This window comes from Nitrobacter sp. 62-23 (assembly GCF_001897285.1).
Taxonomy (GTDB): domain Bacteria; phylum Pseudomonadota; class Alphaproteobacteria; order Rhizobiales; family Xanthobacteraceae; genus Nitrobacter.
Map to the genome: position 1 here is coordinate 1 of NZ_MKSM01000100.1, position 26,299 is coordinate 26,299.

A 26,299-nucleotide genomic window follows, 5' to 3' on the forward strand; every position below is an offset into this window, starting at 1 on the left:
CCCGCGGCTCTGATCAATTCATTGGCGGAACGGATTTGACGACAGCGCGCCACCGGCCGCCAGTCCTGAACAAGAATGTCAAATCCAAAGCTTCACCAGCAATTTAACAGCGATTCCTCGATTCCGGCATTCGCAGAAATGCCTGCGGAAACAGGTGCAATGCCAGAATCGAACCGCTAGTCCTGCGGCAGATTGAGCCGGATATGAAGCTCGCGCAACTGCTTTGGCGTCACCTCGGACGGTGCACCCATCAGCAGGTCTTCGGCCCGCTGGTTCATCGGAAACAGCGAGATTTCACGCAGGTTGGTGGTGCCGCAGAGCAGCATGACAATGCGATCGACCCCGGCGGCCATGCCGCCATGCGGCGGCGCGCCGTATTGAAACGCACGGTAAATGCCGCCGAACCGCTCGACCACCTCGGCTTCACCGTAGCCTGCGATCTCGAACGCCTTCACCATCGCTTCCGGCCGATGGTTGCGAATGCCGCCGGAAGCGATCTCGTAGCCGTTACAGGTGATGTCGTACTGGAAAGCGTTGATGGTCAGCGGGTCCTGATTGTTCAGCGCCTCCAGCCCGCCCTGTGGCATCGAGAACGGGTTGTGGGAGAAGTCGACCTTCTTCTCCTCTTCGTTGTACTCGTACATCGGAAAGTCGACGACCCAGGCGAGTTCGAACCTGTCCTTATCGATCAGGTTCAGTTCCTCCCCGAGCTTGGTGCGCGCGAGCCCCGCGAACTTCCAGAATTTCGCCGGGTCGCCGGCGACGAAGAACGCGGCATCCCCGGCTTTGAGTCCGAGTTGAGCACGGATGGCCTCGGTGCGCTCGGGCCCAATATTGTTGGCCAACGGGCCTGCCCCCGCGATCGAGCGGTCGTCCGCGATTATTCCGGGATTCCTAGCCTGCCATTCTTCAAGAGCTTTGATGGCCTCAATGATCTTGCCTTGCTTACGCAATTCTTCAACTTTATCGCGAATTAACTTCTGATCCGCGTTGTTGAGGTCCAGTACGCCTTCAACATCCAGCGGAAACATGATGTAGCCGAGTCCCGGCTGGCCCTCGCCCTGCGCCCATGAATTCATGCGGTCACAGAACGCCCGGCTTCCGCCGCCCGGCCCCGGTATCGCCCAGACCTGATTCTTCGAATTCTCCAGCATCCGGGCGAACACCTTGAAGCCAGAGCCGCGGAAGTGCTCGGACACGTCCTGCATGAGAAGCGGATTGCGCAGGTCCGGCTTGTCGCTGCCGTATTTACGGATCGCCTCGGCAAACGGAATCCGCGGCCAGTTCCGGGTCACCGGCTTGCCCTTGGCGAACTCCTCAAACACGCCGGTAATGACCGGCTCAACCGCAGCAAAAACATCGTCCTGTTCGACGAAGCTCATTTCAAGGTCGAGCTGGTAGAACTCCCCCGGCAGGCGGTCGGCGCGCGGGTCCTCGTCGCGGAAGCACGGCGCGATCTGGAAGTAGCGGTCGAAGCCGGACATCATCAAAAGCTGCTTGTACTGCTGCGGAGCCTGCGGCAGCGCGTAGAACTTGCCGGGATGGATGCGGCTCGGCACCAGGAAATCGCGCGCGCCCTCCGGTGACGATGCCGTCAGGATCGGGGTCTGGAACTCGAAGAACCCCTGCTCCTTCATGCGCCTGCGCATCGAATCAACGATGGCGCCGCGGGTCATGATGTTCTGGTGCAGTTTCTCGCGACGAAGGTCGAGGAAGCGGTACTTAAGCCTTATATCTTCTGGATATTCCTGCTCGCCGAATACCGGCAGCGGCAGCTCGCCGGCCGGGCCCAGCACCTCGATCTCGGTGACATAGACCTCAACGTCACCGGTCGGCAGTTCCGGATTCTCGGTGCCGGCCGGGCGGCGGCGCGCCTTGCCGTCGATCCGGACCACCCATTCCGAGCGCAGCTTCTCGGCCTGGGCGAAGGCAGGCGAATCCGGATCGGCCACGCACTGGGTCAGCCCGTAATGGTCGCGCAGGTCGATGAATAACACACCGCCATGGTCGCGAATGCGGTGACACCAGCCGGACAGGCGAACCGTCTGGTCGATGTGGCTGTCGCGGAGCGCGCCGCAGGTATGGGACCGATAGCGATGCATGGAAATCCTGCAAGAATTGCGTCAGAGGCGGGAATCAGAGGCCCAGCCGGATGGAGAGCGTCAGCGGTTTACCCGAGCGGGGGAAGCGCGGCAACCGAATGACGGAACCTGCGACGGCGGCTCGGGATGTCGTTCTTGACCGGAAAAGTTGGAGAAAAACAAGATCGTGCCTGCCGAATGCGGGGCGACAAGGGCAAAAAGACGGGTTATGGAGCGCTCATGGACCTCATCACGACCAGCGCGGGACTGGCATCCGTCTGCGCTCGACTCGCCAGCCACCCTGTCATCACGGTCGATACGGAATTCCTCCGCGAGACCACCTACTATCCGTTGCTTTGCGTGCTCCAGATGGCGAGCCCCGACGAGGCCGTGGTGGTCGACGCGCTTGCCGAGGGAATCGACCTGAAGCCCTTTTTCGAGCTGATGTCGAACGAGCGCGTCCTGAAGGTGTTTCACGCCGCCCGTCAGGACGTCGAAATCGTCTGGCACCAGGCCGGCATCATCCCCCAACCGGTCTTCGACACGCAGGTGGCGGCCATGGTGCTCGGCTATGGCGATTCCATCGCTTATGACGCCCTGGTCGAGCGCGTCACCGGGCATCGGCCGGACAAGACCCATCGCTTCACCGACTGGTCGCGCAGGCCGCTGACCAGGGACCAGCTCGAATACGCGGTGGCGGACGTCACCCATCTCCGTGACGTCTTCGCCGCCCTCGATGCCGACCTCAAGAAGCGAGGCCGCAGCGACTGGGTCAGCGAGGAGATGGAGGTTCTGACCTCGCCGAAAACCTACGACTTCCAGCCCGAGCGCGCATGGGAGCGCCTGAAGACCCGCATTCGCAAGCCCAAGGATCTCGCCGTGCTAATGGAAGTCGCAGCCTGGCGCGAACAGGAAGCCCAGAGCCGGAACGTTCCGCGATCGCGGGTGCTGAAAGACGACGCCGTCGGCGATATCGCAACCCATGCGCCTGCCAGCGCGGAACGGCTGGCCGCACTGCGCTCGCTGCCGAAAGGCTTTGAAAAATCGCAGTGGGGCGCCGACATCGTTGCGGCTGTCCAGCGCGGTCTCGCCCGAGACCCGCGCACGCTCCCGAAGATGGAGAAGCCGCGCAACAACTCCAACGGCGCCGCCACCGTTGAACTCCTCAAGGTTCTCCTTCGGATGACATCCGAGCGCCACGCCGTCGCCAGCAAGGTGATCGCCACCGTGGACGATCTGGAGCGGATCGCGGCGGACGACGAGGCCGATGTCGGCGCGCTGCACGGCTGGCGGCGCGAGCTGTTCGGCGAAGCCGCGCTCGCGCTGAAGCATGGCAAGCTGGCGTTGGCGATCGAAAAGGGGCGCGTGGTGCGCGTGGAGCGGGGCTGAGGTCCCTCTGTCAGATTTGCCGGATGCTCGCGAAATCAAAATGCGAGTTCGGCGGATTTTCTCCGATCCGAATCATATGATCATTCACAAAACGATAGGGCGGCACCGGAAGATTGTACGGCGCCGGCACGCCGCTGAACACGCGCCCTGCAAGATCGTATTTCGAACCGTGACAGGGACAGAAGTAGCCGCCGAGCCAGTCGGTCGCCGGCTCGCTCGCACTTGGATCCGGATAGTAGAGCGGAATGCATCCGAGATGGGTGCAGATACCGACGAATACGCCGTAATTCGGATTAGCCGAGCGGTGCCAATTTTGGGCGTATGTCGGCTGCTGCATCTCGTCGGACTGGGGATCGGCCAGCCGCTCGATCAGCTTCGGACTCTGAAGCGTCTTGAGCGCCGCGGCAGGACGGTTGACCACGAAGATCGGATGATCGCGCCAGCGGACAATCACCTGTTGGCCGGGCTGCATCTTGCTGAGATCGAGTTCGACCGGACCACCGGCTGCGAGCGTCGCCTTGTCCGGCTCCAACTGCGCCACCATCGGTACGATCGTCGCTGCAACTCCAACGGTGCCCATGGCGGCGGTAGCGATATAGAGGAAATCGCGGCGGCTCGGACGAGCGCCTGAAGGTTCTGTTATGCGCACGTAGGGAGAGCTTTCGGTCATGGCTTGCTCCACGAAATACTGGAGCCCCCATGCCGGATAATGCCCCGATGACAGGGCACGCCGGCATCACGATAACCGGCACGATGCGATTTCGAACAACCGCCGCGGTTCACAATGATGGGATCGAGAAAAACGAGCGGGACTCAACGGAGCACGATCGAACCCGAGCGGCCGACAAGGCGCGCCAGTTGCTTGAACCGGCCACCGACGCGATCGGCGACCAGATCGACCAGCCGGTGTTCGAACACAAGTTTCAGCTTGCGACCGCTGCTTCTGAAATGCGTCGCGGGCAACACGCCGGGCCTCGCCGCCGATACCAGATACGCGACACGAAAGGCCGTGCCGAGAATGCGCGCCCTCTCGTCCAGGGCCGGTGTTAGCAGATCGCGCACCATCGGGGGCGGTCGGTTTGCCTCATTCAGGCCGGCATAGCGGTAATACACGGCCAGCGCGACGAAAGTACGCCCCTGATGATCGATGTCGGCGAAATTGCCGTTCATGATCAGATTGAGCGTCTGCTCGCCGCGATAATCCGGATGGATACGCCAGCCGATGTCCGAGAGCAGGCAGGCGGCGTGGCGCAGCCGGCGATCGTCCTCGGTCTCGCGCAGTTTCACGATCCGGACCAGCCGATCGGTCCATCCGATCAGTTCGTCGGCATGAGGCGCCGAGCGCGACATCAGGCCGTTCAAAGTTTGCGCAGCGCAGATCAATCCATCCCCGGACCGCTCGGCGGCGGGCAGCATTGAATAAAGCAGGCCCTCGCGCACGCCGTAGGTTGAAAACGTGACCGTCTTCGGCTTCGCGATCCGGATGATATATTCCAGCACGAGAGCGGCATACGTCAGCAGCGGCTGCCGCGCATCCGCGACCGCCTCGATATCCGCGAGCGTATGCGACGCTGCGAGACGGCGCAGCCGCCGGACGAAATCAAGCGCATCGGCCGCGGGAATGGAATAACCGTGCATGACGCGAAGCGGGTAGCCGCTCTGGATGATGTGAATCCGCGCCAGCGCCCGCCACGTTCCACCGACGGCGTAGAAGGTGCGGCCCTCGCCGGACTTGAGCGGCGCCACGGCGGAAAGTTCTTCTTTCACGATGCGCTCGGCGCTCTTCAACGACGTCTTCGATGCGTCCTGCAATGCAAGACTGCCAAGGGGCAGCGTGACACCACGGTGAACGCGATGGCCGCGCACGTCAGTCAATTCCAGCGAGCCGCCGCCGAGATCCCCGACGATCCCGTTCGGCTTGTGAACGCTGGAAACCACGCCCAGCGCCGCCAGATGCGCCTCCCGCGATCCCGACAGGACTTCGACCGGCACGCGGCAGATGCGTTCCGCCCTGGCGATGAAATCCGCGCCATTCGTGGCGTCGCGGCAGGCGGCGGTTGCGATGGCGTAAACGCGGCTCACCTTCATCACCTTGCATAGCGCGTGAAAGCGCCGCAGCGATGTCAGCGCCTTCTTGATCGCATCGGGCGCGAGAAGGCCGGTGGATTGCACCTCGCGGCCAAGACCGCACAACGCCTTCTCGTTGAAGATCGAGACGAGGCTGCGCTCCAACGCTTCATAAACGACGAGGCGAACGGAGTTGGAGCCGATATCGATAACGGCGACGCTGGAGTCCGGCTTGCGCCGATGCGTCCGCACATGCTCCTTACGGAGGCGGCTGCCGCTCTGCGCGACGCGTGAGACGACGCGGCGAGGACTCCTTGAACGACTTTCCACGGCCGGACAGACTCGGATTCGTCATGAAATAGTTGTGCAGGTTGAAAGGCTCCTCACCCTTCGCAGCCTTCATACGCGTTGACGATCCATCCGGCAATAACTGCCAGCTCTGTTCGGTATCCTTCAGGTTCGCGACCATGATCTGCTCGAGAACCTGCTGATGCACCGTCGCATTTTGCAACGGGCACAGGATTTCGACGCGCCGGTCGAGGTTGCGCGGCATCATGTCGGCGGACGAGATATACACAGCCGCTTTCGGTCCGGGCATGGTTTGTCCCATGCCGAAGCAGTAGATCCGGCCATGCTCCAGAAACCTTCCGATCACGGACTTGACGCGAATGTTTTCCGACAAGCCGGGAACTCCGGGCCGGAGACAGCAAATGCCACGCACGACCAGCTCGACCGAAACGCCAGCCTGCGATGCTTCATATAGCGCATCGATGATGTCGGGATCGACCAGCGCATTCATCTTCATCCATATCGCCGCCGGCTTGCCGTGGCGCGCAAAACTGGTTTCGCCGCGAATGTGATCGAGAATGCGGTTGCGCAAGGTCAGCGGCGACACCGCCATCTTCTCGATGTCGCTCGGCTCGGCGTAGCCGGTGATGTAATTGAAGACACGGGCGGCGTCGCGGCCGATGGCCGGGTCCGACGTGAAGTACGACAAGTCGGTGTAGATGCGCGCCGTCAACGGGTGGTAGTTGCCGGTCCCGGTGTGAACGTAGGTCGTGAGACCTCCGCCCTCCCGTCGTACCACCATCGACAGCTTGGCGTGCGTCTTCAGTTCGATAAAGCCGTAAACCACCTGCACGCCGGCGCGTTCGAGATCCCGCGCCCAGCGGATGTTGGCTTCTTCATCAAACCGCGCCTTGAGTTCGACGAGCGCCGTAACCGACTTGCCCGCCTCCGCCGCCTCCGCCAAGGCCCGCACGATCGGCGAGTTGTTTGAAGTGCGATAGAGCGTCTGCTTGATCGCGACGACGTCGGGATCGCGCGCGGCCTGCTGCAGGAACTGCACCACGACGTCGAACGATTCATAGGGATGATGAACGATCAGGTCCTTCTGCCGGATCGCGGCGAACACATCGCCGCCGTGATCACGCACGCGCTCGGGATGGCGTGGCACATAGGGCACGAATTCGAGGTCGGGACGGTCGAGCCGTGTCAGTTGCGACAGCTCGTTCATGGCCAGGACGCCATCCACCAGCAACACTTCGTCGTCCGTGGCCGACAGCGCCCGCTGCACGAATGCACGCAGCTCGGCCGGCATCGCCGCTTCGATTTCAAGGCGGATGACGGAGCCGCGACGGCGACGTTTCAAGGCGGTTTCGAACAGGCGAACCAGATCTTCCGCCTCTTCCTCGATCTCCAGTTCGGAGTCCCGGATGATGCGGAACGCGCCCTGCCCCTTGACGGTGTAGCCGGGGAACAGCCGGTTGATGAACAGGCTGGTGGCGCCTTCAAGCGTGATCAGCCTGACGGGGTCGTCCTTGGCCGCCGGCGGCAGCCGCAGAAACCTGTCGATCTTGCCGGGCATGCGGATCAGCGCATTCATCGGCTTGCCGTCAGAGGTGCGCGCGAGCTGTAGCGCGATGGTGAAGCCGAGACTCGGAATGAACGGAAACGGGTGCGCCGGATCGATGGCGAGCGGCGTCAGCAAGGGAAAGATATTATGGAGGAAGTGATCCGCGATCCACGCCCGTTCGGCCTTGGTGACGTCCTTGCCGTCGATCAGGACAATGCCAACTTCGGTCAGCACATTGCGCAGGTCGCGCCAGATCGCCTGTTGGTCGTTTGCGAGATTGGAGACGGTCTGGTTGATGAGCGCCAGTTGTTCCGACGGCGTCAACCCGTCCGGACTGCGTTCCGTGATGCCTTCCCGCACCTGCGCCTTGATGCCGGCGACGCGGACCATAAAGAACTCGTCAAGGTTATTGGCGGAAATCGACAGGAAGCGAACGCGCTCGAGCGCGGGATGGCCGGGATTGACCGACTCCTCAAGCACCCGGCGATTGAAATGCAGCCAGGACAGCTCCCGATTGATGAACCGCTCCGGACTGGTCCGGATCGCGGAGCCCTGCTCCGGTTCTAATTTTTTACCTTCAACAACAATAGCTTGAACGGAATCCATGGGAGTATTGGGTCCATATCTCGTCGCGTCGCTGGCCGGCGGCGCAAACAGCAGCGAACCATGGGTCAGCTCGATGACGTTTCAATGACATTGACGTTCCGGAGGGCCGGCGCGTCAAGATCGGCCGAAGGAGATTGCGCGGCCGGACCTCCGCTTCTCAGTCCCGCCCGCGCAGCAATTCGGCGGCGAGCGCGCGCGTCACCGGCCGGCCCTGCCGCAATGATTCCGCATCGAGCTGGTCGACGGCGTGACGGACCGCGGCGAACGACCGCTCGGTCCGCGTGGCGATGAAGTTGACGACGGTCTCGTCGATGTTCATCTGGCGGTCGGCGCAGAACTTCACGATCAGCGCCCGAAGCAAGTGATCGTCGGGCGGCAGCAGCGTGACCGCGGGCACGGCGCGAAGCCGAGACCGCAGGTCACGCAACCCGATCTCGATTGCGGGCGGAGGCAGCCGCGCCGTCAACAGGACGAAGGCGCCGTCCTCGCGGGCGAGATTCATCAGGTGAAACAGCGCCGGCTCGTCGAAGGCAGGCGGGTTGATATCCTCGACGACGAGCGCGCCCGTCGTAAGCGTCCCCGGAACCGCCGCCGCGTTCAGGCCGTGCGCGGTTATCGAGCGAGCGCCCGCCCGCTCCGCCCAGATCGCAGCGAGGTGGCTCTTGCCGCACCCTTCGGGGCCGGCAAGCAGCATGATCCGGTTCGGCCACTCCGGCCAGCTCTCAACCAGCGACAGCGCCGCCGCGTTCGCCGATCCTTCAAGAAAATCGTCCCGCGAAAGGCTTTCAGCGTGAGGCAGCGCGAATGCGAGCTGACGGGGTCGGGGACGGCCTGCCACGCATCTCCTCCATGCCAGATCCAACGCACCATCGAGCGATTTTCATTTCTGCTCGATGGTACTCATGTGGCGTCCCCACTCCACGAGATAGAGGGAGACCGAAACCAGGGTCAAGATCGCAATGGCGGTCATCAGAACGCCCTCATAGGGCGAGGAATCGAACCCGAACCCCAGCGCGGCAAGCACCAGCGCGGCGAACGCGACCTGTGCTCCCGTGTTGAGCTTGGAGACCATCAGCGGCTTCATGGGTATCGGCTTGTTGAACAGCCAGGACACGATCACGGCGCCGACGATCATGATATCGCGCGAAACGACAAGGATCACGAGCCAGCGGGGAACGGCGCCCAGGATGCCGAGTGTCACGAAGATCGAGACCAGCAGCGCCTTATCGGCCAGAGGATCCAGGAGTGCGCCCAGTTCGCTCGCCATGTTGAAGCGCTTGGCGAGGAATCCGTCCACCGCATCGCTCACACCGGCGACTACAAAGATCGCGAAAGCGATTTCCATCTGATTGGAGGCGATAGCCCAGATAATGATCGGCACCAGCAGGATACGACCGAGTGTAATAATATTCGGAATACTCACGCGACGCTTCCCGCCCTCCGGCCCGTTTTTCGCGCCAACCGGCGCGGGATTGAGGATTCCGCGGCCCGGAACAGCCTCTTGTCTACATAGTATATTCCTTGCGGGCTTTGCGAGCCATTGCGCAGGTCCGAAATCCCACGTAACCAGCCGGAAAGTTCTGGACGCAATCGCATGACCGACCGCAAAAACGGCCTGACCTATGCCGCAGCAGGCGTCGATATCGATGCCGGCAACCGGCTGGTCGACCTCATCAAGCCGATGGTGCGCGCGACCGCTCGCGCGGGCGCGGACGCTGAAATCGGCGGCTTCGGCGGACTGTTCGATCTCAAGGCGGCCGGATTCACGGACCCGATTCTGGTCGCCGCCAATGACGGCGTGGGAACGAAGGTCAAGCTTGCGATTGAAACCGGGGTACACGACACCATCGGAATCGATCTCGTCGCCATGTCCGTCAACGATCTCGTCGTGCAAGGCGCAGAGCCCCTGTTCTTCCTCGACTATTTTGCCTGTGGCAAACTCGACCCGGAGGCTGCGGCCGCGGTGGTGGCCGGCATCGCGGAGGGGTGCCGAGAGGCCGGTTGCGCGCTGATCGGCGGTGAGACGGCGGAAATGCCGGGCCTCTACAACGACGGAGACTACGATCTGGCGGGCTTCGCGGTCGGTGCGGCTGAACGTGGCACCCTGCTGCCGCGCCCCGATATCGCCGCCGGCGACGCCGTGATCGGCCTCGCGTCGTCCGGCCTGCATTCCAACGGATATTCGCTGGTCCGGAAAATTCTGGAGATTTCGGGCCTCGGTCTCGCGGCTCCCGCGCCGTTTGCGCCGGTCACGACGCTCGGCGGTGCTTTGCTCACGCCGACCCGGCTCTACGTCAAATCCTGCCTGCGCGCGATCCGCGAAACCGGTGCGGTAAAGGGACTTGCCCACATCACCGGCGGCGGCTTTACCGACAACATCCCCCGCGTATTGCCCAAGCATCTCGGCGTGCGCATCGACCTCGCCCAGATGACGGTGCTACCGGTCTTCAAATGGCTGGCGCAACAGGGCGGCATCGCCGAGCTTGAGCTGCTGCGAACCTTCAATTGTGGCGTCGGAATGATCGCGATCGTGCGGCGCGAGGCGGTCGACGAGGTCGCGGACGTGCTGACGCAGGCCGGCGAACGCGTCGCACTGCTCGGTGAGGTGACCGTTGCCAGCGACGACAGCCGCGTCGCTTACGACAACCACCTCGATCTTGTGATCTGAGACCATCCGGCAGGATGAAAGCATGAAACGCCGTGTCGCAATCCTGATTTCCGGGCGCGGGTCAAACATGACCGCGCTGGTGGAGGCCGCGAAAGCCAAGGACTTTCCGGCTGAGATCGCCCTCGTTATTTCCAACAAGACCTCAGCAGAGGGCCTCGCCAGAGCGCAGGCGGCCGCCATTCCAACGCTCGTCATTGAGAGCAAACCGTTCGGCCAGGACCGCGCGGCGTTCGAAGCCAAACTGCAATCGGTGCTGGACGACAACCGCATCGATCTCATTTGTCTCGGTGGTTTCATGCGGCTGTTCACGGCCGATTTCGTCCGGCGTTGGCAGGAACGAATGCTCAATATCCATCCGTCGCTGCTTCCGTCATTTCGCGGCCTCGATCCTCACGGCCAGGCGCTGCGCGCCGGCGTGAAGATTTCCGGCGCGACTGTCCACTTCGTCATTCCGGAGACCGACGCCGGTCCCATTATCATCCAGGGCGCGGTCGCGATACGCGACGACGATACGGTGGAGATGCTGGCCGCGCGCGTACTGGAGATCGAGCACCGCATCTACCCGGATGCGCTACGGCTTGTCGCAAGCGGCGGCACGCGACTGGAGGGCGACATCTGCAAGACGTCGGCCAACGCCAGTCCGGACGACAGCCTGATCTCGCCGTCGGTAATTTGACCGGGTTCGGTCCGGAAAAGGACGAGTCCCCGGGTCGCGCGTTGGAGGCACGCCGCAGCGACCTGCCCCAGCCGCGGTAATGGAATTATGAGACCTTCAGATTTTCAGCCGAGGTCTTGCCGCGATTTTCGACCAGATCGTATTCGATCACCTGATCCTCATTGAGGGTGCTGAGACCAGCCCGCTCCACGGCTGAGATGTGAACGAAGACGTCCTTGTCGCCGGTCGTCGGCTTGATGAATCCGTACCCCTTGGTCGGGTTGAACCATTTGACAGTGCCCTTCTGCATCGTCTGCCTCCCCTGTCTAGGCATAAAAAAGACGCGGCCGCGCATCGCGCACCACGCTACAAACGGCCCCCTCCTGATCTCTGCTGAACCTTCGAATTCGCGAAACGCACAGACGAACGGACCAAGATCCGATTGCACCCGGATTGCAACACGAAAATTACCTCTTAGCAAGTCACCACCGATGATCATAAAACTAGCCGAGGCAGTGATTTCGAAACGGGGCGACCGCACCTGGCTCAGGATACGGCGCGTCAACGGCTCATCGGGGTACGACACGGCGGAGGCATCTGCCTCGCTTTGCCGGGCGGCATCCGGCTATCCACATGCTTGGTCGGCGGGTGAAATGCGCGCGAAGCTCTAGGACATGCCCCGGAAAAGTGGGGACCGGTTCGCGTGAAGAAAACGCGTCAAATCAAAATCATCGAGCCCCGCTTCTGATTCCATCAGAAGCGGAAAGGCTCTAGAAATGCTCGGCGGAGACATGCATCCGCCTACGCCAGAGCGAGCCTGCGATCAGCACGATGATCGCTCCCAATACGGCACAAACAATCTCCGCTCCGGCGCCGCCATCAACGGCAAATTGCGGCGCAAGGCCGAACCGTGCCAGCATCGCATCCAGAAACGCACCGGCGCCGGCGTCGAACAGCGTGTGCAGTCGCGGCGCGACCGCCGGATCGGTCGCGATAACGTCTCCCGCAATCCAACCCAGCAAAGCCGCTCCGGCCCACACCAGAAAAGGCAGGCGATTGAGCAACAGCATGATCAGCGCGGCGCCAGCCACGATCAGCGGCACGCTGATCGCCAGTCCGATGATCAACAGCGGCAAGCTGCCATTCGCGGCCGCCGCAACCGCGATCACATTGTCGAGACTCATCACGATGTCCGCGACGACCACGACCTGAACGGCGGCCCACAGATGCCCGGCCGCCGCAACCCCCTCCTCGTCCTCCTTCTCCGGCACCAGCAACTTGGCGGCAATCACGAGCAGCGCGATGCCCCCCGCCAGCTTGAGGTAGGGCAATTCCATCAGGGTTGCGACAATCCCCGTAAAGACAATGCGGAGAATGACTGCGGCGGCGGCTCCGAGAACCATGCCCCAAAGCCGCTGCGGCGGCGCCAGCCCACGACAGGCAAGCGCAATGACCAGCGCGTTGTCGCCGGACAACAGCACGTTGATCCAGATGATCTTGCCGACGGCAAGCCAGAACGCCGAATGATGCGACTCGCTTCGAAATTCGGCGAAGACCGATGTGATCGTCGCCAGATCGAAGATGTGCAGCAGTGAATCCAATGGCGCCCTTTACCTCACTGTCTAGCCGACGATCTCATTGCTTGAGAAAAACTGGGCGATTTCGACCGCAGCGGTTTCGGTCGCGTCCGATCCGTGAACGGAATTTTCGCCGACCGACTTCGCATGAAGCTTGCGGATCGTGCCGTCGGCGGCCTTGGACGGATCGGTCGCCCCCATGATCTCGCGATACTTGAGGACGGCATTGTCCCCTTCCAGTACCTGCACGACGACGGGAGCGGAAATCATGAAATCGACCAACTCTCCGAAAAAAGGGCGCGCCTTGTGCACGGCATAGAACGTCTCGGCCTGCTCGCGGGTCATGCGGATGCGCTTCTGGGCCACGATCCGCAGGCCTGCCTTTTCGATCAGGGCGTTGATCGCACCGGTCAGGTTTCGCGCGGTTGCATCCGGTTTGAGAATGGAAAAGGTGCGTTCAGTCGCCATGTCGAGATCCTTGATTGAGCGGCCGTGGGAATTGCGGCGCTTATATCGGCGCGCATCATTGACGGCAAGCGCGCTCGGCACGCCAACGCCAGGTCGGCAATGCAGAGAAACAACCTGCGGGATCGCACTCCATTGAATCCGGTGATTTCGGCGGGCAACGCGTTTTTCCCAGCGCATGCGATGGCGAAGCTGCTATAAGCCCTCGACCTTGCTATTACGACGAACGAACAGGCCTCGATAGATGAGTGGATTCAAGGAACCGAGCTTCGCCGACCGCCAAAAGGCTGCGCTTGAGGCCCGGAAAAATATTCTCGACAAGTTTCGCGCCAAGCCCGGTCCTGACGATCCCGCCGTCAAGCAAAGGCAGGCTGAACGCGAAGCCCATGCGGCTGCCCGCGAGACGGCGCGGCAGGCCCGCGAGGCCGAGAAGGCGGCGCGAAAAGTCCGCGAGGCGGAGGCCGCTGCGGCCGCCGCCGCACAGATCGCTCTGGAGAAGGAAGAAGCCGCAGCCGCCCAGGCCGCGCTCGAAGCCGAGCGCAAGGCGGCGCGCGATGCCCGCTATGCCGCCAGAAAAGGACGAAAGAAGTAGCCGGCGAGACGTCGGACGTTTGCACCATTTCTTTGCCGGATGCAGATGCGAAGAAGCGCCTGAGGCGAACCGGCCGGATGCGGCGTCTCGTCACGAACAGGGCTTGCCAAAAGTCGCCAAGACGGAAATCCGGTCAGCGAAATATATCAAGCGGCCGGCTCGATCTCGGCGAGTTCGACGCCCTCCTGCACGATGTCGCCGACCTTGCACCTGATCGCTTTCAGTATCCCCGGGTAGGGCGCGCGCAGCGTCTGCTCCATCTTCATCACCTCAAGCGTGAGAATGGGGGCGCCCTTCTCCAGCACCGCGCCTTCCACCGCGAGCAACGCGACCACGATGCCGGGCAGCGGCGCAATGATGCGGTCCTCATTGGTTTGCTCCTCGTCGTCACCGCCGAAGGGATCGACCCAGCGCAATTCGAACCGGCCGTTGCGCGTCCGCACATACACGTCGCGGCCATCGACGACAGAGACGACGCGGCTGCGCATTCCATCGAGCGAGAGCGTCAGATCTCCCGTCTCGTCCGGCTCAAACCCGAATGCAAGGTTCGTGTCTCCGACGCGCAATTGCGACGGCCCGTTGCCGTAGACAAGCGTGACTTCGTGCTCGCTCTGCCCGTGACGAAACATGAATTTCCGCTGACGGCGACCAACCGGCATCCAGCCCGCGGTTCGCCAGGGTGACGCCGCATCCTTCCGAGACGCTTCGCTTTCCGCCTGCATGATGCCAGCAACCGCGGCGGCAAGTTCGATCTCGCCCGGCGCGGGCGGCATTACAGCCAACTCTTTAAGATGTCGTTCGATAAATCCGGTATCGATCATGTTGGCGCGCACCTCGGGGTGCGTCACCAGCGCGGACAGGAACGGAATGTTGGTGACGACACCGCGGACGTCGATCCCATCCAGGGCGCGCGCGAGCCGGCCGATCGCAGCATCGCGGGTTTCCGCCCAGGCGATCACCTTGGCAAGCATGGCGTCGTAGTGTGGCGACACCGTATCACCTTTGCGGTAGCCGGAATCGATGCGCAAGCCGTCGATCTCCGGCGGCGTGCGCCAGGTGGTGATGCGGCCGACCGATGGCATGAAGTTCTTGTTCGGATTCTCGGCGTAGACGCGCGCCTCGATGGCATGGCCCTTCATGACGATCTGGTCCTGCGTTCGCGGCAGGTTTTCGCCAGACGCGACGCGGAGCTGCCATTCGACCAGGTCGATGCCGGTGATGAATTCGGTCACGGGATGCTCGACCTGCAAGCGCGTGTTCATCTCGATGAAGAACACCTCCTTGCCGTCGGACACGAACTCGACCGTGCCGACGCCGACATAGTTCACCGCGCCGGCCGCCTTGCGCGCCGCTTCGTATAGCTTCTCGCGCTGCGCCGCGTTCAGGGTTGGCGAAGGCGCTTCCTCGATCACCTTCTGGTGCCGTCGCTGCAAGGTGCATTCGCGCTCGAACAGCGACAGCAGATTGCCGTGCGCATCCCCGATCACCTGCACCTCGATGTGGCGCGGATTCTCGACGTACTTCTCGATCAGCATCCGCTCGTCGCCGAACGCCGCTTGCGCCTCGCGCCGCGCGCTGACGATCGCCGGCGCGAATTCCGTCGCCGATTGTACGATCCGCATGCCGCGGCCGCCGCCGCCGGCGGATGCCTTCACCAGAACCGGATAGCCGATGCGGTCCGCCGCGCCTTGCAGCGTGGCATCGTCCTGCGCCTCGCCGTGATAACCGGGCACCAGCGGCACCCCCGCCTTCTCCATCAACGCCTTGGCACCCGACTTCGAGCCCATGGCGGTCATCATCGCGGCGGTCGGGCCGACGAATACGATATCCGCATCGGCACAGGCTTGCGCGAAGGCAGCATTTTCCGACAAGAATCCATAGCCGGGATGAATGCCTTCCGCGCCGGTCCGGCGGGCAGCGGCGATCACCTTGCCGATATTGAGATAGCTGTCGCGGGCAGGCGCAGGTCCAAGCAGCACAGCCTCGTCGGCCATGGCGACATGCAGCGCCTCGCGGTCGGCCTCGGAATAAACGGCGACCGTGCGCAGCCCCATGGCGCGGGCGGAACGGATGACGCGGCAGGCGATCTCGCCGCGATTGGCGATCAGGAGCGTGTTGAAGCGGCGATAGCTTGGGCTATGCGCCATCGTCACATCCTGAACAGGCCGAACGTCGTCGGCTCAACGACTGCGTTCGCGGCCGCCGACAATCCGAGCGCCAGCACCAGACGCGTATCCACCGGGTCGATCACGCCGTCGTCCCACAGCCGCGCGGTGGCGTAATAGGGATTGCCCTGGCTTTCGTATTGCGCGCGGATCGGCGCCTGGAATTCACGCTCCTCCTCGTCCGACCACGTGCCGCCTTTGGCTTCGATATTCTCCCGCCGTAGCGTGCTGAGAACGATGGAGGCCTGCTCGCCGCCCATCACGGAAATCCGCGCGTTCGGCCACATCCACAGAAATCGCGGCGAGAACGCCCGGCCGCACATGCCGTAATTGCCCGCGCCATAAGAGCCGCCGATCACCACGGTGAATTTCGGCACGGCGGCGGTCGCGACCGCCGTGACAAGTTTGGCGCCGTCGCGCGCGATGCCGCCGGCTTCGTATTTCTTGCCGACCATGAAACCGGTGATGTTCTGGAGGAACACCAGCGGAATGTCGCGCTGACAGCACAGTTCGATGAAGTGCGTACCCTTCAGCGAGCTTTCGCTGAACAGAATGCCATTGTTGGCGACGATGCCGACCGGATAGCCCCAGATGTGAGCGAAGCCGCACACCAGCGTCTGGCCATAGAGTTTCTTGAACTCGTCGAATTCAGATCCGTCGACAATGCGCGCGATGATGTCGCGCACGTCGAACGGTTTGCGGCCGTCCGCCGGCACCACGCCGTAAATTTCCTCTCTCGCAAACAGCGGCTCTCGCGGTTCGCGCATGTTGAGCGGCGCGCGATGCGGCGGCTTCAAGGTCGAGACGATGCGGCGCGCGATCCCGATCGCATGGGCATCGTTCTGTGCATAGTGATCGGTGACGCCGGACTGCCGCGAATGCACGTCCGCGCCGCCGAGTTCTTCCGCTGTGACGACCTCGCCGGTCGCGGCCTTCACCAGCGGCGGCCCGCCGAGAAAGATCGTGCCTTGATCACGGACGATGATGCTCTCGTCCGACATCGCCGGCACATAGGCTCCGCCCGCGGTGCAGGACCCCATCACGATGGCAATCTGCGCAATGCCCTGCGCCGACATGTTGGCCTGGTTGTAGAAGATGCGGCCGAAATGGCGCTCGTCGGGAAAGATCTCGTCCTGCTGCGGCAGGAAAGCGCCGCCGGAATCCACCATGTAGATGCAGGGCAGATTGTTCTGCCGCGCGATATCCTGCGCCCGCAGATGCTTCTTCACGGTCATCGGATAATAGGTGCCGCCCTTGATGGTGGCATCGTTGGCGACGATCACGCATTCGCGGCCCGAGACGCGGCCGACGCCGGTGATGATGCTCGCCGAATGCACATCGCCGCCGTACATGCCATTCGCCGCCAACGGCGACAGTTCGAGAAACGCGGTGCCGGGATCGAGCAGCCGATCGACGCGGTCGCGGGCCAGCATCTTGCCGCGCGAGGCATGGCGGGCGCGTGCCGCCTCGCCGCCTCCGCCCGCGGCGACCGCGAGCTTGTCGCGCAACTCCGCGACGAGAGCCTTCATCGCATCGACGTTGCGCGCAAAATCGGACGACGTGGGATCGATACCGGAACGAAGCGCCATGGCGGCCCAGGATGGTGGCAGGCGTTGAAGCTCTCGCCTGGAGCATGTTTCTTTTAGACGGAATCAGCAACCCGTCGTGCCCGGCTTTATGACGGGCGTCCACGTCTTTGGAATTTCAACGAAAAAATATGGATGGCCGGGACCATAGGCGAGCGAGGCGAAGCCGTTCTTCAAACGGCTATGGCCGAGCAGCAACGACGCCGTTCCTCCAGCGGCCATGCCGGGCCATCCATGCCCGGCCATGGCGATTATAGGCGACGCGACCCGCGCTAATGCGTCCAGGGCTCGATGCGGCGAAATGCGAAATTATCGGCGTAGGCGGCCTTTCTTTCCGCCTTCGGCTTTGGCACGATCACCTGATAGGGAATGCCCTCGCGCTCGCAATAGGCGATGGCGTCCTCCTTTGTATCGAAGCGAAGCGTAATTTGCTGCTTCATGTCGCCGGAGCTGGTCCAGCCCATCAGGGGCTCGATAACCCGCGCCTGCTCAGGCTCATAGTCGAGCTGCCATTCCCTGGTCTGGGCGACCCCCGATTGCATCGCGTTTTTGGCGGGCTTGAAGATACGTGCTGTCATGAATCGCTGCAACCTGCTGCCGTGCTCTCCGGTAAAGGCCGGCGGACACTCTCTCAAGTATATTCATTATGCAGCGGCGTGACAATCTCGTCCTTCGCGGGGCGCGACAGGACAGCGCATCCCGGCGGTCCCCAGGACTGCCTGATCGCGGGAGGCCGTCCAACGAGCGGCTTCCGTTTTCATGGCAATCGAAAAAGCCTGCGCATGAGGCGTTTCCGAGCCGAACACGCCCTCGCCCTGATGGCGGGCGATAGTCACTTGAAAACGCCACGGATCAGAATCGTGGTTCTGATTTCAGCAGGACCGAAAGACTCTGGCGGGGCTAACGTTTCGAACTAGTGGTCCGTTTCTAACATTTGCATCCCCGTGCGGCGGGCGTTCTTGCAAATGTTAGAAATGGAGGACCACTAGCAAATATAAGTTTCTAGTAGCGCTTTGGATTTGACCTTCGCTTCTCGCATTCGCTGTAAAACGGTCGCGAATGTCAAATCCACTCTGCTAGTGCGTCATGCCGACGTGAACTTCGGTGCCAAGCGCGTTTTCCGCGACCCCGAGGGTTTCGCAGATCGCCTTCAGGCGCGCGGGCTTCGGAAACTGAATGCCGCGCATGTAGAGCGAGATGTCGCAGCGACGGAAATCATGAGCGCCACGGTAGCGCTTCGATGCTTCCCGGGCGAATTGCGCTTCCGTCCAATGTTTATCAGCAACAAGTTTCGCAAGGCGCTTCCCGAACTCAACTCGATTTGCATCAGACATCATTTTTTCTCTTCCTGACTTCCCCATATCGCACGCACCCGCGATCGGACCATGGAGGCACGTCCGAGAAGCAGATCCGCGACGCAGCTCGCCGAAACACCGGCGGGTTTTCTTCCGTCAAGGGGAGATGTATCTCTTACTATACATCGCTTCGTTTACTTCTACCGTTAGCGGTGGAGCACCCCTGCGTATCTTGCATAGCGACTTCCGCGCAGGGCGCGCATAGCGTTATCGAAGAGCTTAATCGCCCGCTGATCGTCGGTATCGTGTAAAAACCCCGCCGGACAGACGGGTTTTCTTCTTATGATCGGCGAAAAGTTTTATACGGCCACGCATTACAGCATTGCTGCCCTGTGCTGCGAGCTTGGCTCGCGGCCAGCGCGGCTGTCCTACTCGACAGGATTGCGGGGCCTTTGTTCGGACAGATACGCCGTTTGGGGACGACGACGACCCGGGGCGATATCGGGGCGTTCAGACAATCCGAAAAATCAGGGCGATCGATTCGAGCGCACGCCCCTGGTGGCGACGAACGTGCAATGTTCTCAGCGCAGCCTCTTACGCTAGCCGATAAACTCGGTGCCCTCGCCCGCCAGAAGTTCTTTCAGCTGGCTGCGCATCAGTTCCGCCCTGTCATATCGCAGGGCCGCGACGGTGACCTTGTCGACCGATACAACGATCTGGTTGCCCGCGTTCACGCATGAAATCCGGCTGTACATATCGTCCACGCCCGCAAGCGCGTTCTCCAGCGCGGCCTCCAATCTCTCAATTTCGACCCGGCCCAATGTGAGCGGGGATCCGCCGTCGATCGTCAGATCGACCGCCGCGGCGCTATCTCCTCCGGGTCGAGCAACAAGCGTCCAACTGCTCATTGCGCCGTCCTCTCCGGCCAAATCTCAACGTGTTCGTCCAATGCGGACATCGACCTCGCCCTCTCCGGATTCCACCAGCGCCTCGGGAGCCCGGGGTCGGCCGGAGTCATCCACCTGACTTAGCGTCTTCATGGTCGCAATTGATGAACAATGTCGAACCACAAGTTCGGCTCAGCCTCGGCGATCGTTTAATCCTCCCGCGCTTCGTTGTCGACCGCCATCAGCCGACGCGAACGATCACATGATAACGTTAAGGCAAAGGCGCCGATTATCACAAAATGCCGTGGAGATACTTGCTATATCGTTCTTTATCTTCGGATTGAACTATTGTCCGGCTCTCCCGACGTAGAAATGTGAAAAGTAACTTCACACTGGGTGCGATTTATCATTTCAAGCGCCACAGCTTCATACTTGTAATTTAATGGAATTTGAGGAGGTTTCCATGAACAAGACTCCCTTGGCTATTTTATTCGCGTTCGCGATCGGCGTGATTGCAAGCCCGGCCGGGGCGGCCCCCGTGGGGGAAGTGATAGCAGCGTGCGATAACATGCATAACGCGGGACAAACCTGTAACTATGGAATAAAGGGAAACGCTCTGGTCGGCTGCACCACCTCGACCGTGTTTGTTTGCCCGGCTGATGGTAGCCGGCAGTGCACGGGCTCCAAAAATACAAGCGGCAAGTGCAACGAAAACGGCACGGCTGCACGCCGGATTCCCAGCGCAAAAACGCGAAACCTGAGGGGAGAAGACCTTCTGCAGAACATGCGGATGCGATAGCTGCGGGGTTCACGTCCAGCCTGCTATCGCCGCACGTCTGCGGCGATAGCAGGAGATGATATCGGCTCCACGGGGGGTCTCCCAGGCTCGATCCGGGGCCACTATCTTGCGCAACCAACGCTCGTCGGCATGTTTCCGCCCCCCTGCTCCCGGCCGCAACCGTGAACTCCGATATTCCCTTTCCGCCTTCCGCGATCTAGAGTTCCGCAAGAGGATCGCGCCGTGCGCTTTCACGGCAGGCCGATCTTTCATTCGCTGTTGGAGGCACGATAACCATGCCCCTATTGATGTTTGGCGCGATCATTGGCTGCGGCCTGCTCTTTTATGCGAGCTATCGCTACGTGCGATCACACCCGCCGCGCAAAGAGGAAGAGGCGCCCAAAGAGATCGCGAGAGACGACTGATCGACCGCGCAGAGTATCCCGGTCGAAAAAACCATGCGCTTCAGACCGGGCGAAAGCGATAATCTACGGACTCCATTTGAAGGTTTTCGGCAGACGAAACAGACCTGGTTTGCAGGGTTCATAGACCAGAACATTCAGTATTCATTCGTCAGGCTCCGCGCCGCACGGATCCGCCCGCTGCCGACCACAGCACTGTTCGACGCCGCCCCTGCAAAGACAAAAAACCGCCCATTTGAGTCTGGATACATGCGCCGGGATGCGTATGGGGCGACGGATGCGTCAGCTTGCGGACTCGCGGCCGTGCCGTCCCCATCTCAATTGGGGAGATAGCGGGTGAGCGAAAGCGATCAGACCGACGTTATCGAGGCAGTTGTGGCTCCCGGCGACGCGCCGGACGTTTCCGATGAGCGGGATGCCGGCGAGGCACATGAACCGGAAACAACAGACCAGCCCGAACTTGAGGTGGCGGAGGACATGCCGCCAGAGTCGCCCATCGCGGCCGACCTTTCCGCGGCCGATCCTTCATCCGATGTCGCTCAGGACGACGCTTACACGAAGTTCGGGCCCGGCCCGCTCGTCGCCGTCCGCTTCAAGTGGACGGCGCGCCGCCACGACAACGGTGACTATTTCGTACACGAAACGATCGGAGAAAGCTCTTACCCGCTCGTCACGGGGCCAATGACCCGAGAAGCCGCAATCGAGTTTGTCGACGACCGCGAGCGCGACGCCCGCCGGCGGTTCGAAGAACTGCGCAGCGAGATGGCCGGCGGAGAAATCGGCCGGCGCGCCGACGAGTAACCCGTCCCCCAGCCACACCTGACTGACGCAATAACCACTCTCCGAATGGGAGGCTTTTCGTCGCCATCGGGAATGCGCGCCTCCTTTGGACGGCGCGGGGTCATGACTCGGTCGCAGGAGTGATGTGGGTCACATTCCGGAGAACCCGGCGCGGATAGGGTCGGCCTCGACAATCCGAACCGGACTGGAGGTCCCATGAAAAAGCTCGCCATCGCCGCCGCGTTGCTGCTCACCGCCTCGACCGCTCAGGCGGGTCAAAACTATTCATTCGAGATCGGCGGCCGCACCGTGCGAATCCACGCGCCGCGCGGCTGCGATTCCCCCTCGTGCATCTCGATCTCGATTCCGGGCTTTTACGACTCCGGGCGCAGGGATTTTGTCGACGACGCCTCCGACGTCCGGGATACGGCCCGATCAGGCGCGCCGGCGACCCCTGCCCGCGCCGCGCCGGCCACGCCTTCCGCAACCGCTACCCCGGCGGCTGCTCCCGCTGTCGCAACGCCAGCGCCCATGCAACAGGCCGCGACGCCGACCGCAGCTCCTGCTTCGACCGGCGCCATTATGCCGACAGCCAAGCCCGACACGACGATGTCACCAACCCGAGAGCCGGCCAACACCAGCGTCGTCGCCACCGCCGCGCCAGTCGCGGAGCCGGTTCAGCCGCCCCTCCCCCCGGCCGCCGAACCGGTCGGACCGCTCGGCGTATGGCTGACCGAGAAAAAGGAAGGGCAGGTCCGGATTGAAGAGTGCGGGACAAACCTCTGTGGATATTCGGTGGATTCCCACACCGGCCGGAACAAGGAAAAGGTTTTGATCAACATGAAGCCCACCGGCTCCAGGTGGAGCGGAAAGATCTACGATCCGAAAAGCGGCAGCACCTATAGCTCCACCTTGGCGATGAAGGGCAAGGACGGCCTGCGGGTCCAGGGCTGCGCATTCGGCGGAATGTTCTGCGGCGGTCAGACCTGGACGCGGTTGAATTGATCGGTCAGGCAATAAAGTCATCGACGATGAGAGCCCTGCCCGCGTTGGCAAGGCTCTTTTCTTTTCGTCAGCCGCCAATTTTGCCCGCGTATTGCGCGTCGGTGACGTGTTCCATCCAGGTGGCGGCGCTTCCGTCGAGGGCCTCATGCACGGCGATGTGGGTCATGGCGGCGTTCGGCGCCGCTCCGTGCCAATGCTTTTCTCCCGGCGGAATCCATACGGTATCGCCGACACGGATCTCGCGGATCGGCTCACCCTCGGTTTGCACCAGCCCGACACCCGATACGACGTACAGGGTTTGGCCGAGCGGATGCGTATGCCATGCGGTGCGCGCGCCGGGATCGAACGCGACGCTTACAGCCATGACGCGCGAGGGCGCATTCGCGGCAGCGATGATTGGCTCGACCATGACCGTGCCTGAAAAATACTCCTTGGGCCCCGGTTTCGCCGGTCGCGAGCCTGCCTGATGGATATCCATTTTGACCTCCTGAGTTGCCGCATGAGCTACGACGGCGCACCGCATTCGTTCCTGCCGCGAGGAGCCTCGCACGTTTCCGCCGATTACAACATCCTGTGAGCTTGCCATCAATAATTCATTGGAATTGCGTACGCTATTCCTGCGATGTCACCCTGGACTAAACCATTGATCGGTCATGACCGCGCCCTTGTCCCCGCCACGTCTTTTGCCAAGCGGCGATGCCGCCATCACGGTGGAATTCGGCCGCAATATCGACGATGTGGCGAACCGTCGCGTGCTCGCGCTCGATCGCGCGCTTGCGGATGCGCCGATCGAGGGTGTCACGGAAGCCGTGCCGACCTACCGGTCGTTGCTCGTCCACTACGATCCGGTTCGGATCGGTTTCGATGAACTCGGCGAACGCCTGACGACGCTTGCCCGGTTGCCTGTGCCGCCGGCAACCGGAAGCCGCCGATGGCGTATCCCAGTTGCCTACGGCGGCGAACACGGCATCGATCTCGAAGACGTCGCCAGGACGTTGAACACCACGCCGAACGACATCGTCGCGCGTCATATCGCCGGCGACTATCGTGTCGCCATGATCGGATTCACGCCGGGCTTTTCCTATCTCAGCGGCCTTGACGATTCACTCCAAATGCCACGGAGGCAGAACCCGCGCCTGCTCACACCCGCCGGCTCAATTTCGATCGGCGGTCTTCAGACCGGCATCCAGTGTCTTGCCGGCCCCAGCGGCTGGCATCTGATCGGCCGGACCGCCGTGCGCACTTACCAGCTTCACCGCGATCCGGTTTTTCTGCTCGAACCCGGAGACGCCGTTACGTTTTATGCGATAGACGGCAGGCAGTTCGTTGAACAGGATCGCGCCGCCGCGCGCGGCGAGTTCGTCGCTGAACTGGTGACGCCATGAGCAAGCTCCTCGTCACCGCCGTTGGGCCTGCGACATCGGTACAGGACGGCGGGCGCTACGGCGCACAGCGCTATGGCCTGACGCCGGGCGGCGCGATGGATCGTCTCGCTCTGGCTGTGGCCAATTGCCTCGTCGGCAATCCGCTCTTTGCGGCTGTGATCGAAGTCGGGCCGCTCAGTGCCGGTTTTGTTGCCCGCGAAGGCAAGGTGCGCGTTGCGCTGTCCGGCGCAGAAAGACACGTCGAGGTCGCGGGCCATCCGCTGCCGTTCAATCAATCCTGCACGCTCAATGACGGCGACACCCTGACGCTCGCCGCCGCGCGCGGCGGCACCTTCAGCTATCTCGCCATAGAGGGCGGAGTAAAGGGCGAGCCGACGTTCGGCAGCCTCGCAGTCAATGCGCGTGCGGGCCTCGGCTCTCCCTTTCCGCGGCCGTTGCAGGTGGGCGATGCTCTCGATGTCGATGCGGCAAAACCAGCCGCCGAGCGGCGGGTCCAGCTTCCCGCTCTCTCCGGCGATCCGATCCGTGTGGTGATGGGGCCGCAGGACAACGAATTCGGAGAGGCGAAGGGTCTGTTTCTCGAAAGCGAGTGGAAGGTTTCAGCAACGAGCGATCGCATGGGCTATCGCCTTGAAGGTCCGGCCATCACGCATCTGCACGGCTACAACATCGTTTCCGACGGCACCGTGAATGGCAGCATTCAGGTTCCCGGCAACGGACAGCCGATCGTGCTGATGCCGGATCGCGGCACCAGCGGCGGCTATCCGAAAATCGCGACCGTCATCTCGGCCGATCTCGGCCGCCTCGCGCAAATCCCCGTCGGCCGCGGCTTCCGCTTCCGGGCAGTCACTGTTGCGGAGGCGCAGGCCGAAGCGCGCGCGATGGCGGAGTTCCTGCGAACACTGCCGGACCGGGTGCGCGAGGTGCGAGATCCCGACATCACCGACGCGCTGCAGAACGCCAATATCGCAGGCTCCGCGGTGAATGCACTCGACAGCGAAACGTGACAAGCTGGGCCACCCGCTAAAGTGCAGCAATGCGCTCTTTCCATCGGAACAGAAAACTCATGACGATCGACCTCAACTGTGATCTCGGCGAAGGCTTCGGCGTCTGGCCGATGGGGAACGATGCCGCAATGCTCGAGCTTGCGACGTCCGTCAACGTCGCCTGCGGGTTTCACGCCGGAGACGCAGACACGATGAAGAAGACGGTCGATCTCGCCAAGGCGCGCGGCGTCAGCATCGGCGCGCATCCGGGGTATCGTGACCTGCACGGCTTCGGGCGGCGGCCCATCGTCGGCCTCACGTCGTCGGAAATCGAGAACCTCGTCGCCTACCAGATCGGCGCATTGCAGGCGATCGCGACCATGGCCGGGCACCGGGTCACGCATGTGAAGGCGCACGGCGCGCTTTCCAACGTCGCCTGCGAGGACGACATGACCGCGCGCGCGATCGCCTCGGCGATCAGGGCGGTCGACCCCGATCTCGTCTTCATGGTGCTCGCGAATTCCCGCCTCGTTGCCGCTGGCGAAGCCTTCGGCCTGCCAATGGTGCATGAGGTCTTCGCCGATCGCGCTTACGAGGATGACGGATCGCTGGTGCCGCGGAGCAAGCCCGGCGCCGTCCTTCACGACGCCGAAGCCGTCGCCGAACGCGCCGTGAAAATGATTCAGTCCGGAGAGGTGATCTCGATCAGCGGCAAGGCGATCAGGATGCGGATGGATACCGTCTGCATCCACGGCGACACGCCGGGCGCGGTCGATATCGCGCGGGTTCTGTGCAAGGCGCTCAGGGACAATGACATCGCGATTGCGCCGTTCAAGACGGCGAAATAACCCGCTTCGACTAGAACGGGTGGATCGACAGCGAACCAAATACAACGGCGGCAATCAGCGCCAGCGAGCCATATAACGCAAAGGTCTGGACGCGCACCATCATGCGTTCGGTCACGCTGCGAGCGCTCACGTTAACGCGAATCTCGTCCGATGGTTGGTACATCTTCGGTCTCCGGCCCAATACGCGCTACAATGAACGACGCCTCC

At 62.3% G+C, this 26,299-nt stretch carries 26 protein-coding genes; 10 read left to right on the top strand and 16 right to left on the bottom strand.

Translation table 11 applies throughout. The features are described from left to right. Positions 1–176: 176 nt before the first annotated feature. On the bottom strand, positions 177–2,102 hold the full coding sequence (gene aspS / locus BGO16_RS10115; protein WP_292618562.1) for an aspartate--tRNA ligase: 1,926 nt from the start codon (positions 2,100–2,102) through the stop codon (positions 177–179). A 219-nt stretch (positions 2,103–2,321) separates the two neighbouring features. On the opposite strand from aspS, the gene rnd reads away from it, so the two are divergent. Beyond that, entirely contained in the window at positions 2,322–3,470 is a 1,149-nt protein-coding gene (gene rnd, locus BGO16_RS10120; protein ID WP_292618563.1) for a ribonuclease D, read from the top strand. A 10-nt stretch (positions 3,471–3,480) separates the two neighbouring features. Here the strand turns inward: rnd and petA are convergent, their stop codons facing one another. From petA to BGO16_RS10145, 5 genes are all read right to left on the bottom strand, one after another. Beyond that, complete coding sequence (gene petA, locus BGO16_RS10125; protein WP_292618564.1) at positions 3,481–4,140, bottom strand: ubiquinol-cytochrome c reductase iron-sulfur subunit; 660 nt, start codon at positions 4,138–4,140, stop codon at positions 3,481–3,483. A 143-nt stretch (positions 4,141–4,283) separates the two neighbouring features. After that, positions 4,284–5,789, bottom strand: a complete 1,506-nt coding sequence (gene ppx, locus BGO16_RS10130; protein WP_292618565.1) for an exopolyphosphatase — start codon at positions 5,787–5,789, stop codon at positions 4,284–4,286. A gap of 7 nt (positions 5,790–5,796) precedes the next feature. Continuing rightward, positions 5,797–7,998, bottom strand: a complete 2,202-nt coding sequence (locus BGO16_RS10135; RefSeq protein ID WP_292618566.1) for an RNA degradosome polyphosphate kinase — start codon at positions 7,996–7,998, stop codon at positions 5,797–5,799. A 157-nt stretch (positions 7,999–8,155) separates the two neighbouring features. After that, on the bottom strand, positions 8,156–8,836 hold the full coding sequence (locus BGO16_RS10140; protein WP_292618567.1) for a DnaA/Hda family protein: 681 nt from the start codon (positions 8,834–8,836) through the stop codon (positions 8,156–8,158). A 42-nt stretch (positions 8,837–8,878) separates the two neighbouring features. After that, positions 8,879–9,421: a CDP-alcohol phosphatidyltransferase family protein gene (locus BGO16_RS10145; RefSeq protein ID WP_292611611.1), complete on the bottom strand. Its 543-nt coding sequence runs from the start codon at positions 9,419–9,421 to the stop codon at positions 8,879–8,881. A gap of 171 nt (positions 9,422–9,592) precedes the next feature. Here BGO16_RS10145 and purM point away from each other — a divergent pair, with 171 nt between their 5' ends. Together purM and purN are read left to right on the top strand one after the other, a co-directional pair. Continuing rightward, positions 9,593–10,666, top strand: a complete 1,074-nt coding sequence (gene purM, locus BGO16_RS10150; RefSeq protein WP_292618569.1) for a phosphoribosylformylglycinamidine cyclo-ligase — start codon at positions 9,593–9,595, stop codon at positions 10,664–10,666. 22 nt (positions 10,667–10,688) lie between these two features. Then, complete coding sequence (gene purN / locus BGO16_RS10155; RefSeq protein WP_292618570.1) at positions 10,689–11,342, top strand: phosphoribosylglycinamide formyltransferase; 654 nt, start codon at positions 10,689–10,691, stop codon at positions 11,340–11,342. Positions 11,343–11,427: 85 nt separating this feature from the next. Here purN and BGO16_RS10160 read toward each other — a convergent pair whose 3' ends face one another. The 3 genes from BGO16_RS10160 to ndk all read right to left on the bottom strand — a co-directional run bounded on the left by BGO16_RS10160 (position 11,428) and on the right by ndk (position 13,366). Then, complete coding sequence (locus BGO16_RS10160; protein WP_292618571.1) at positions 11,428–11,631, bottom strand: cold-shock protein; 204 nt, start codon at positions 11,629–11,631, stop codon at positions 11,428–11,430. A gap of 460 nt (positions 11,632–12,091) precedes the next feature. Further along, on the bottom strand, positions 12,092–12,922 hold the full coding sequence (locus tag BGO16_RS10165) for a YjbE family putative metal transport protein (RefSeq protein WP_292618572.1): 831 nt from the start codon (positions 12,920–12,922) through the stop codon (positions 12,092–12,094). Between the two features lie 21 nt (positions 12,923–12,943). Beyond that, entirely contained in the window at positions 12,944–13,366 is a 423-nt protein-coding gene (gene ndk, locus BGO16_RS10170) for a nucleoside-diphosphate kinase (protein WP_292618573.1), read from the bottom strand. A 241-nt stretch (positions 13,367–13,607) separates the two neighbouring features. On the opposite strand from ndk, the gene BGO16_RS10175 reads away from it, so the two are divergent. Further along, positions 13,608–13,955: a DUF6481 family protein gene (locus tag BGO16_RS10175; RefSeq protein ID WP_292618574.1), complete on the top strand. Its 348-nt coding sequence runs from the start codon at positions 13,608–13,610 to the stop codon at positions 13,953–13,955. 146 nt (positions 13,956–14,101) lie between these two features. Here the strand turns inward: BGO16_RS10175 and BGO16_RS10180 are convergent, their stop codons facing one another. The 5 genes from BGO16_RS10180 to BGO16_RS10200 form a co-directional block, all read right to left on the bottom strand. Continuing rightward, complete coding sequence (locus tag BGO16_RS10180) at positions 14,102–16,102, bottom strand: acetyl/propionyl/methylcrotonyl-CoA carboxylase subunit alpha (protein WP_292618575.1); 2,001 nt, start codon at positions 16,100–16,102, stop codon at positions 14,102–14,104. A 2-nt stretch (positions 16,103–16,104) separates the two neighbouring features. Then, entirely contained in the window at positions 16,105–17,709 is a 1,605-nt protein-coding gene (locus tag BGO16_RS10185; RefSeq protein ID WP_292618576.1) for a carboxyl transferase domain-containing protein, read from the bottom strand. Positions 17,710–17,978: 269 nt separating this feature from the next. After that, positions 17,979–18,284, bottom strand: coding sequence for an ETC complex I subunit (locus BGO16_RS10190; protein WP_292618577.1), 306 nt, complete (start codon positions 18,282–18,284; stop codon positions 17,979–17,981). Positions 18,285–18,782: 498 nt separating this feature from the next. Then, positions 18,783–19,067: a helix-turn-helix transcriptional regulator gene (locus BGO16_RS10195; protein ID WP_292618578.1), complete on the bottom strand. Its 285-nt coding sequence runs from the start codon at positions 19,065–19,067 to the stop codon at positions 18,783–18,785. Positions 19,068–19,600: 533 nt separating this feature from the next. Beyond that, a complete protein-coding gene (locus BGO16_RS10200) occupies positions 19,601–19,909 on the bottom strand; it encodes a hypothetical protein (protein ID WP_292618579.1) in 309 nt (102 codons plus the stop codon). A 442-nt stretch (positions 19,910–20,351) separates the two neighbouring features. On the opposite strand from BGO16_RS10200, the gene BGO16_RS10205 reads away from it, so the two are divergent. The 3 genes from BGO16_RS10205 (at position 20,352) to BGO16_RS10215 (ending at position 22,873) form a co-directional block, all read left to right on the top strand. Beyond that, positions 20,352–20,687 carry a hypothetical protein gene (locus BGO16_RS10205; protein WP_292618580.1) on the top strand — a complete coding sequence of 112 codons (336 nt, stop codon included), beginning with the start codon at positions 20,352–20,354 and terminating at the stop codon, positions 20,685–20,687. 737 nt (positions 20,688–21,424) lie between these two features. Beyond that, positions 21,425–21,889, top strand: a complete 465-nt coding sequence (locus BGO16_RS10210) for a hypothetical protein (protein WP_292618581.1) — start codon at positions 21,425–21,427, stop codon at positions 21,887–21,889. Between the two features lie 195 nt (positions 21,890–22,084). Further along, a complete protein-coding gene (locus BGO16_RS10215) occupies positions 22,085–22,873 on the top strand; it encodes a DUF2147 domain-containing protein (RefSeq protein WP_292618582.1) in 789 nt (262 codons plus the stop codon). Between the two features lie 67 nt (positions 22,874–22,940). Here BGO16_RS10215 and BGO16_RS10220 read toward each other — a convergent pair whose 3' ends face one another. After that, positions 22,941–23,351, bottom strand: coding sequence for a cupin domain-containing protein (locus tag BGO16_RS10220; protein ID WP_292618583.1), 411 nt, complete (start codon positions 23,349–23,351; stop codon positions 22,941–22,943). Between the two features lie 175 nt (positions 23,352–23,526). Here BGO16_RS10220 and pxpB point away from each other — a divergent pair, with 175 nt between their 5' ends. From pxpB to BGO16_RS10235, 3 genes are read left to right on the top strand one after another with little or no spacing between them, the layout of a single operon-like run. Next, positions 23,527–24,258: a 5-oxoprolinase subunit PxpB gene (gene pxpB / locus BGO16_RS10225; protein WP_292618584.1), complete on the top strand. Its 732-nt coding sequence runs from the start codon at positions 23,527–23,529 to the stop codon at positions 24,256–24,258. Then, positions 24,255–25,265 carry a biotin-dependent carboxyltransferase family protein gene (locus tag BGO16_RS10230; protein ID WP_292618585.1) on the top strand — a complete coding sequence of 337 codons (1,011 nt, stop codon included), beginning with the start codon at positions 24,255–24,257 and terminating at the stop codon, positions 25,263–25,265. The genes pxpB and BGO16_RS10230 overlap by 4 nt, the downstream gene beginning before the upstream one ends. A gap of 59 nt (positions 25,266–25,324) precedes the next feature. Then, positions 25,325–26,092 carry a 5-oxoprolinase subunit PxpA gene (locus BGO16_RS10235; protein WP_292618586.1) on the top strand — a complete coding sequence of 256 codons (768 nt, stop codon included), beginning with the start codon at positions 25,325–25,327 and terminating at the stop codon, positions 26,090–26,092. Between the two features lie 10 nt (positions 26,093–26,102). Here BGO16_RS10235 and BGO16_RS10240 read toward each other — a convergent pair whose 3' ends face one another. Then, on the bottom strand, positions 26,103–26,255 hold the full coding sequence (locus tag BGO16_RS10240; protein WP_292618587.1) for a hypothetical protein: 153 nt from the start codon (positions 26,253–26,255) through the stop codon (positions 26,103–26,105). Positions 26,256–26,299: the final 44 nt, after the last annotated feature.

What these genes read in the sequence shown, in the direction of transcription:
- pxpB (WP_292618584.1), top strand. Translation starts at nt 23,527, where the DNA reads ATGACCGCGCCCTTGTCCCCGCCACGTCTTTTGCCAAGCGGCGATGCC.
- BGO16_RS10230 (WP_292618585.1), top strand. Translation starts at nt 24,255, where the DNA reads ATGAGCAAGCTCCTCGTCACCGCCGTTGGGCCTGCGACATCGGTACAG.
- purN (WP_292618570.1), top strand. Translation starts at nt 10,689, where the DNA reads ATGAAACGCCGTGTCGCAATCCTGATTTCCGGGCGCGGGTCAAACATG.
- purM (WP_292618569.1), top strand. Translation starts at nt 9,593, where the DNA reads ATGACCGACCGCAAAAACGGCCTGACCTATGCCGCAGCAGGCGTCGAT.
- BGO16_RS10160 (WP_292618571.1), bottom strand. Translation starts at nt 11,631, where the DNA reads ATGCAGAAGGGCACTGTCAAATGGTTCAACCCGACCAAGGGGTACGGA.
- BGO16_RS10220 (WP_292618583.1), bottom strand. Translation starts at nt 23,351, where the DNA reads ATGGATATCCATCAGGCAGGCTCGCGACCGGCGAAACCGGGGCCCAAG.
- BGO16_RS10195 (WP_292618578.1), bottom strand. Translation starts at nt 19,067, where the DNA reads ATGGGGAAGTCAGGAAGAGAAAAAATGATGTCTGATGCAAATCGAGTT.
- BGO16_RS10135 (WP_292618566.1), bottom strand. Translation starts at nt 7,998, where the DNA reads ATGGATTCCGTTCAAGCTATTGTTGTTGAAGGTAAAAAATTAGAACCG.
- BGO16_RS10200 (WP_292618579.1), bottom strand. Translation starts at nt 19,909, where the DNA reads ATGAGCAGTTGGACGCTTGTTGCTCGACCCGGAGGAGATAGCGCCGCG.
- BGO16_RS10215 (WP_292618582.1), top strand. Translation starts at nt 22,085, where the DNA reads ATGAAAAAGCTCGCCATCGCCGCCGCGTTGCTGCTCACCGCCTCGACC.
- aspS (WP_292618562.1), bottom strand. Translation starts at nt 2,102, where the DNA reads ATGCATCGCTATCGGTCCCATACCTGCGGCGCGCTCCGCGACAGCCAC.
- rnd (WP_292618563.1), top strand. Translation starts at nt 2,322, where the DNA reads ATGGACCTCATCACGACCAGCGCGGGACTGGCATCCGTCTGCGCTCGA.
- BGO16_RS10190 (WP_292618577.1), bottom strand. Translation starts at nt 18,284, where the DNA reads ATGACAGCACGTATCTTCAAGCCCGCCAAAAACGCGATGCAATCGGGG.
- BGO16_RS10240 (WP_292618587.1), bottom strand. Translation starts at nt 26,255, where the DNA reads ATGTACCAACCATCGGACGAGATTCGCGTTAACGTGAGCGCTCGCAGC.
- BGO16_RS10235 (WP_292618586.1), top strand. Translation starts at nt 25,325, where the DNA reads ATGACGATCGACCTCAACTGTGATCTCGGCGAAGGCTTCGGCGTCTGG.
- BGO16_RS10180 (WP_292618575.1), bottom strand. Translation starts at nt 16,102, where the DNA reads ATGGCGCATAGCCCAAGCTATCGCCGCTTCAACACGCTCCTGATCGCC.
- BGO16_RS10185 (WP_292618576.1), bottom strand. Translation starts at nt 17,709, where the DNA reads ATGGCGCTTCGTTCCGGTATCGATCCCACGTCGTCCGATTTTGCGCGC.
- BGO16_RS10205 (WP_292618580.1), top strand. Translation starts at nt 20,352, where the DNA reads ATGAACAAGACTCCCTTGGCTATTTTATTCGCGTTCGCGATCGGCGTG.
- petA (WP_292618564.1), bottom strand. Translation starts at nt 4,140, where the DNA reads ATGACCGAAAGCTCTCCCTACGTGCGCATAACAGAACCTTCAGGCGCT.
- ndk (WP_292618573.1), bottom strand. Translation starts at nt 13,366, where the DNA reads ATGGCGACTGAACGCACCTTTTCCATTCTCAAACCGGATGCAACCGCG.
- BGO16_RS10175 (WP_292618574.1), top strand. Translation starts at nt 13,608, where the DNA reads ATGAGTGGATTCAAGGAACCGAGCTTCGCCGACCGCCAAAAGGCTGCG.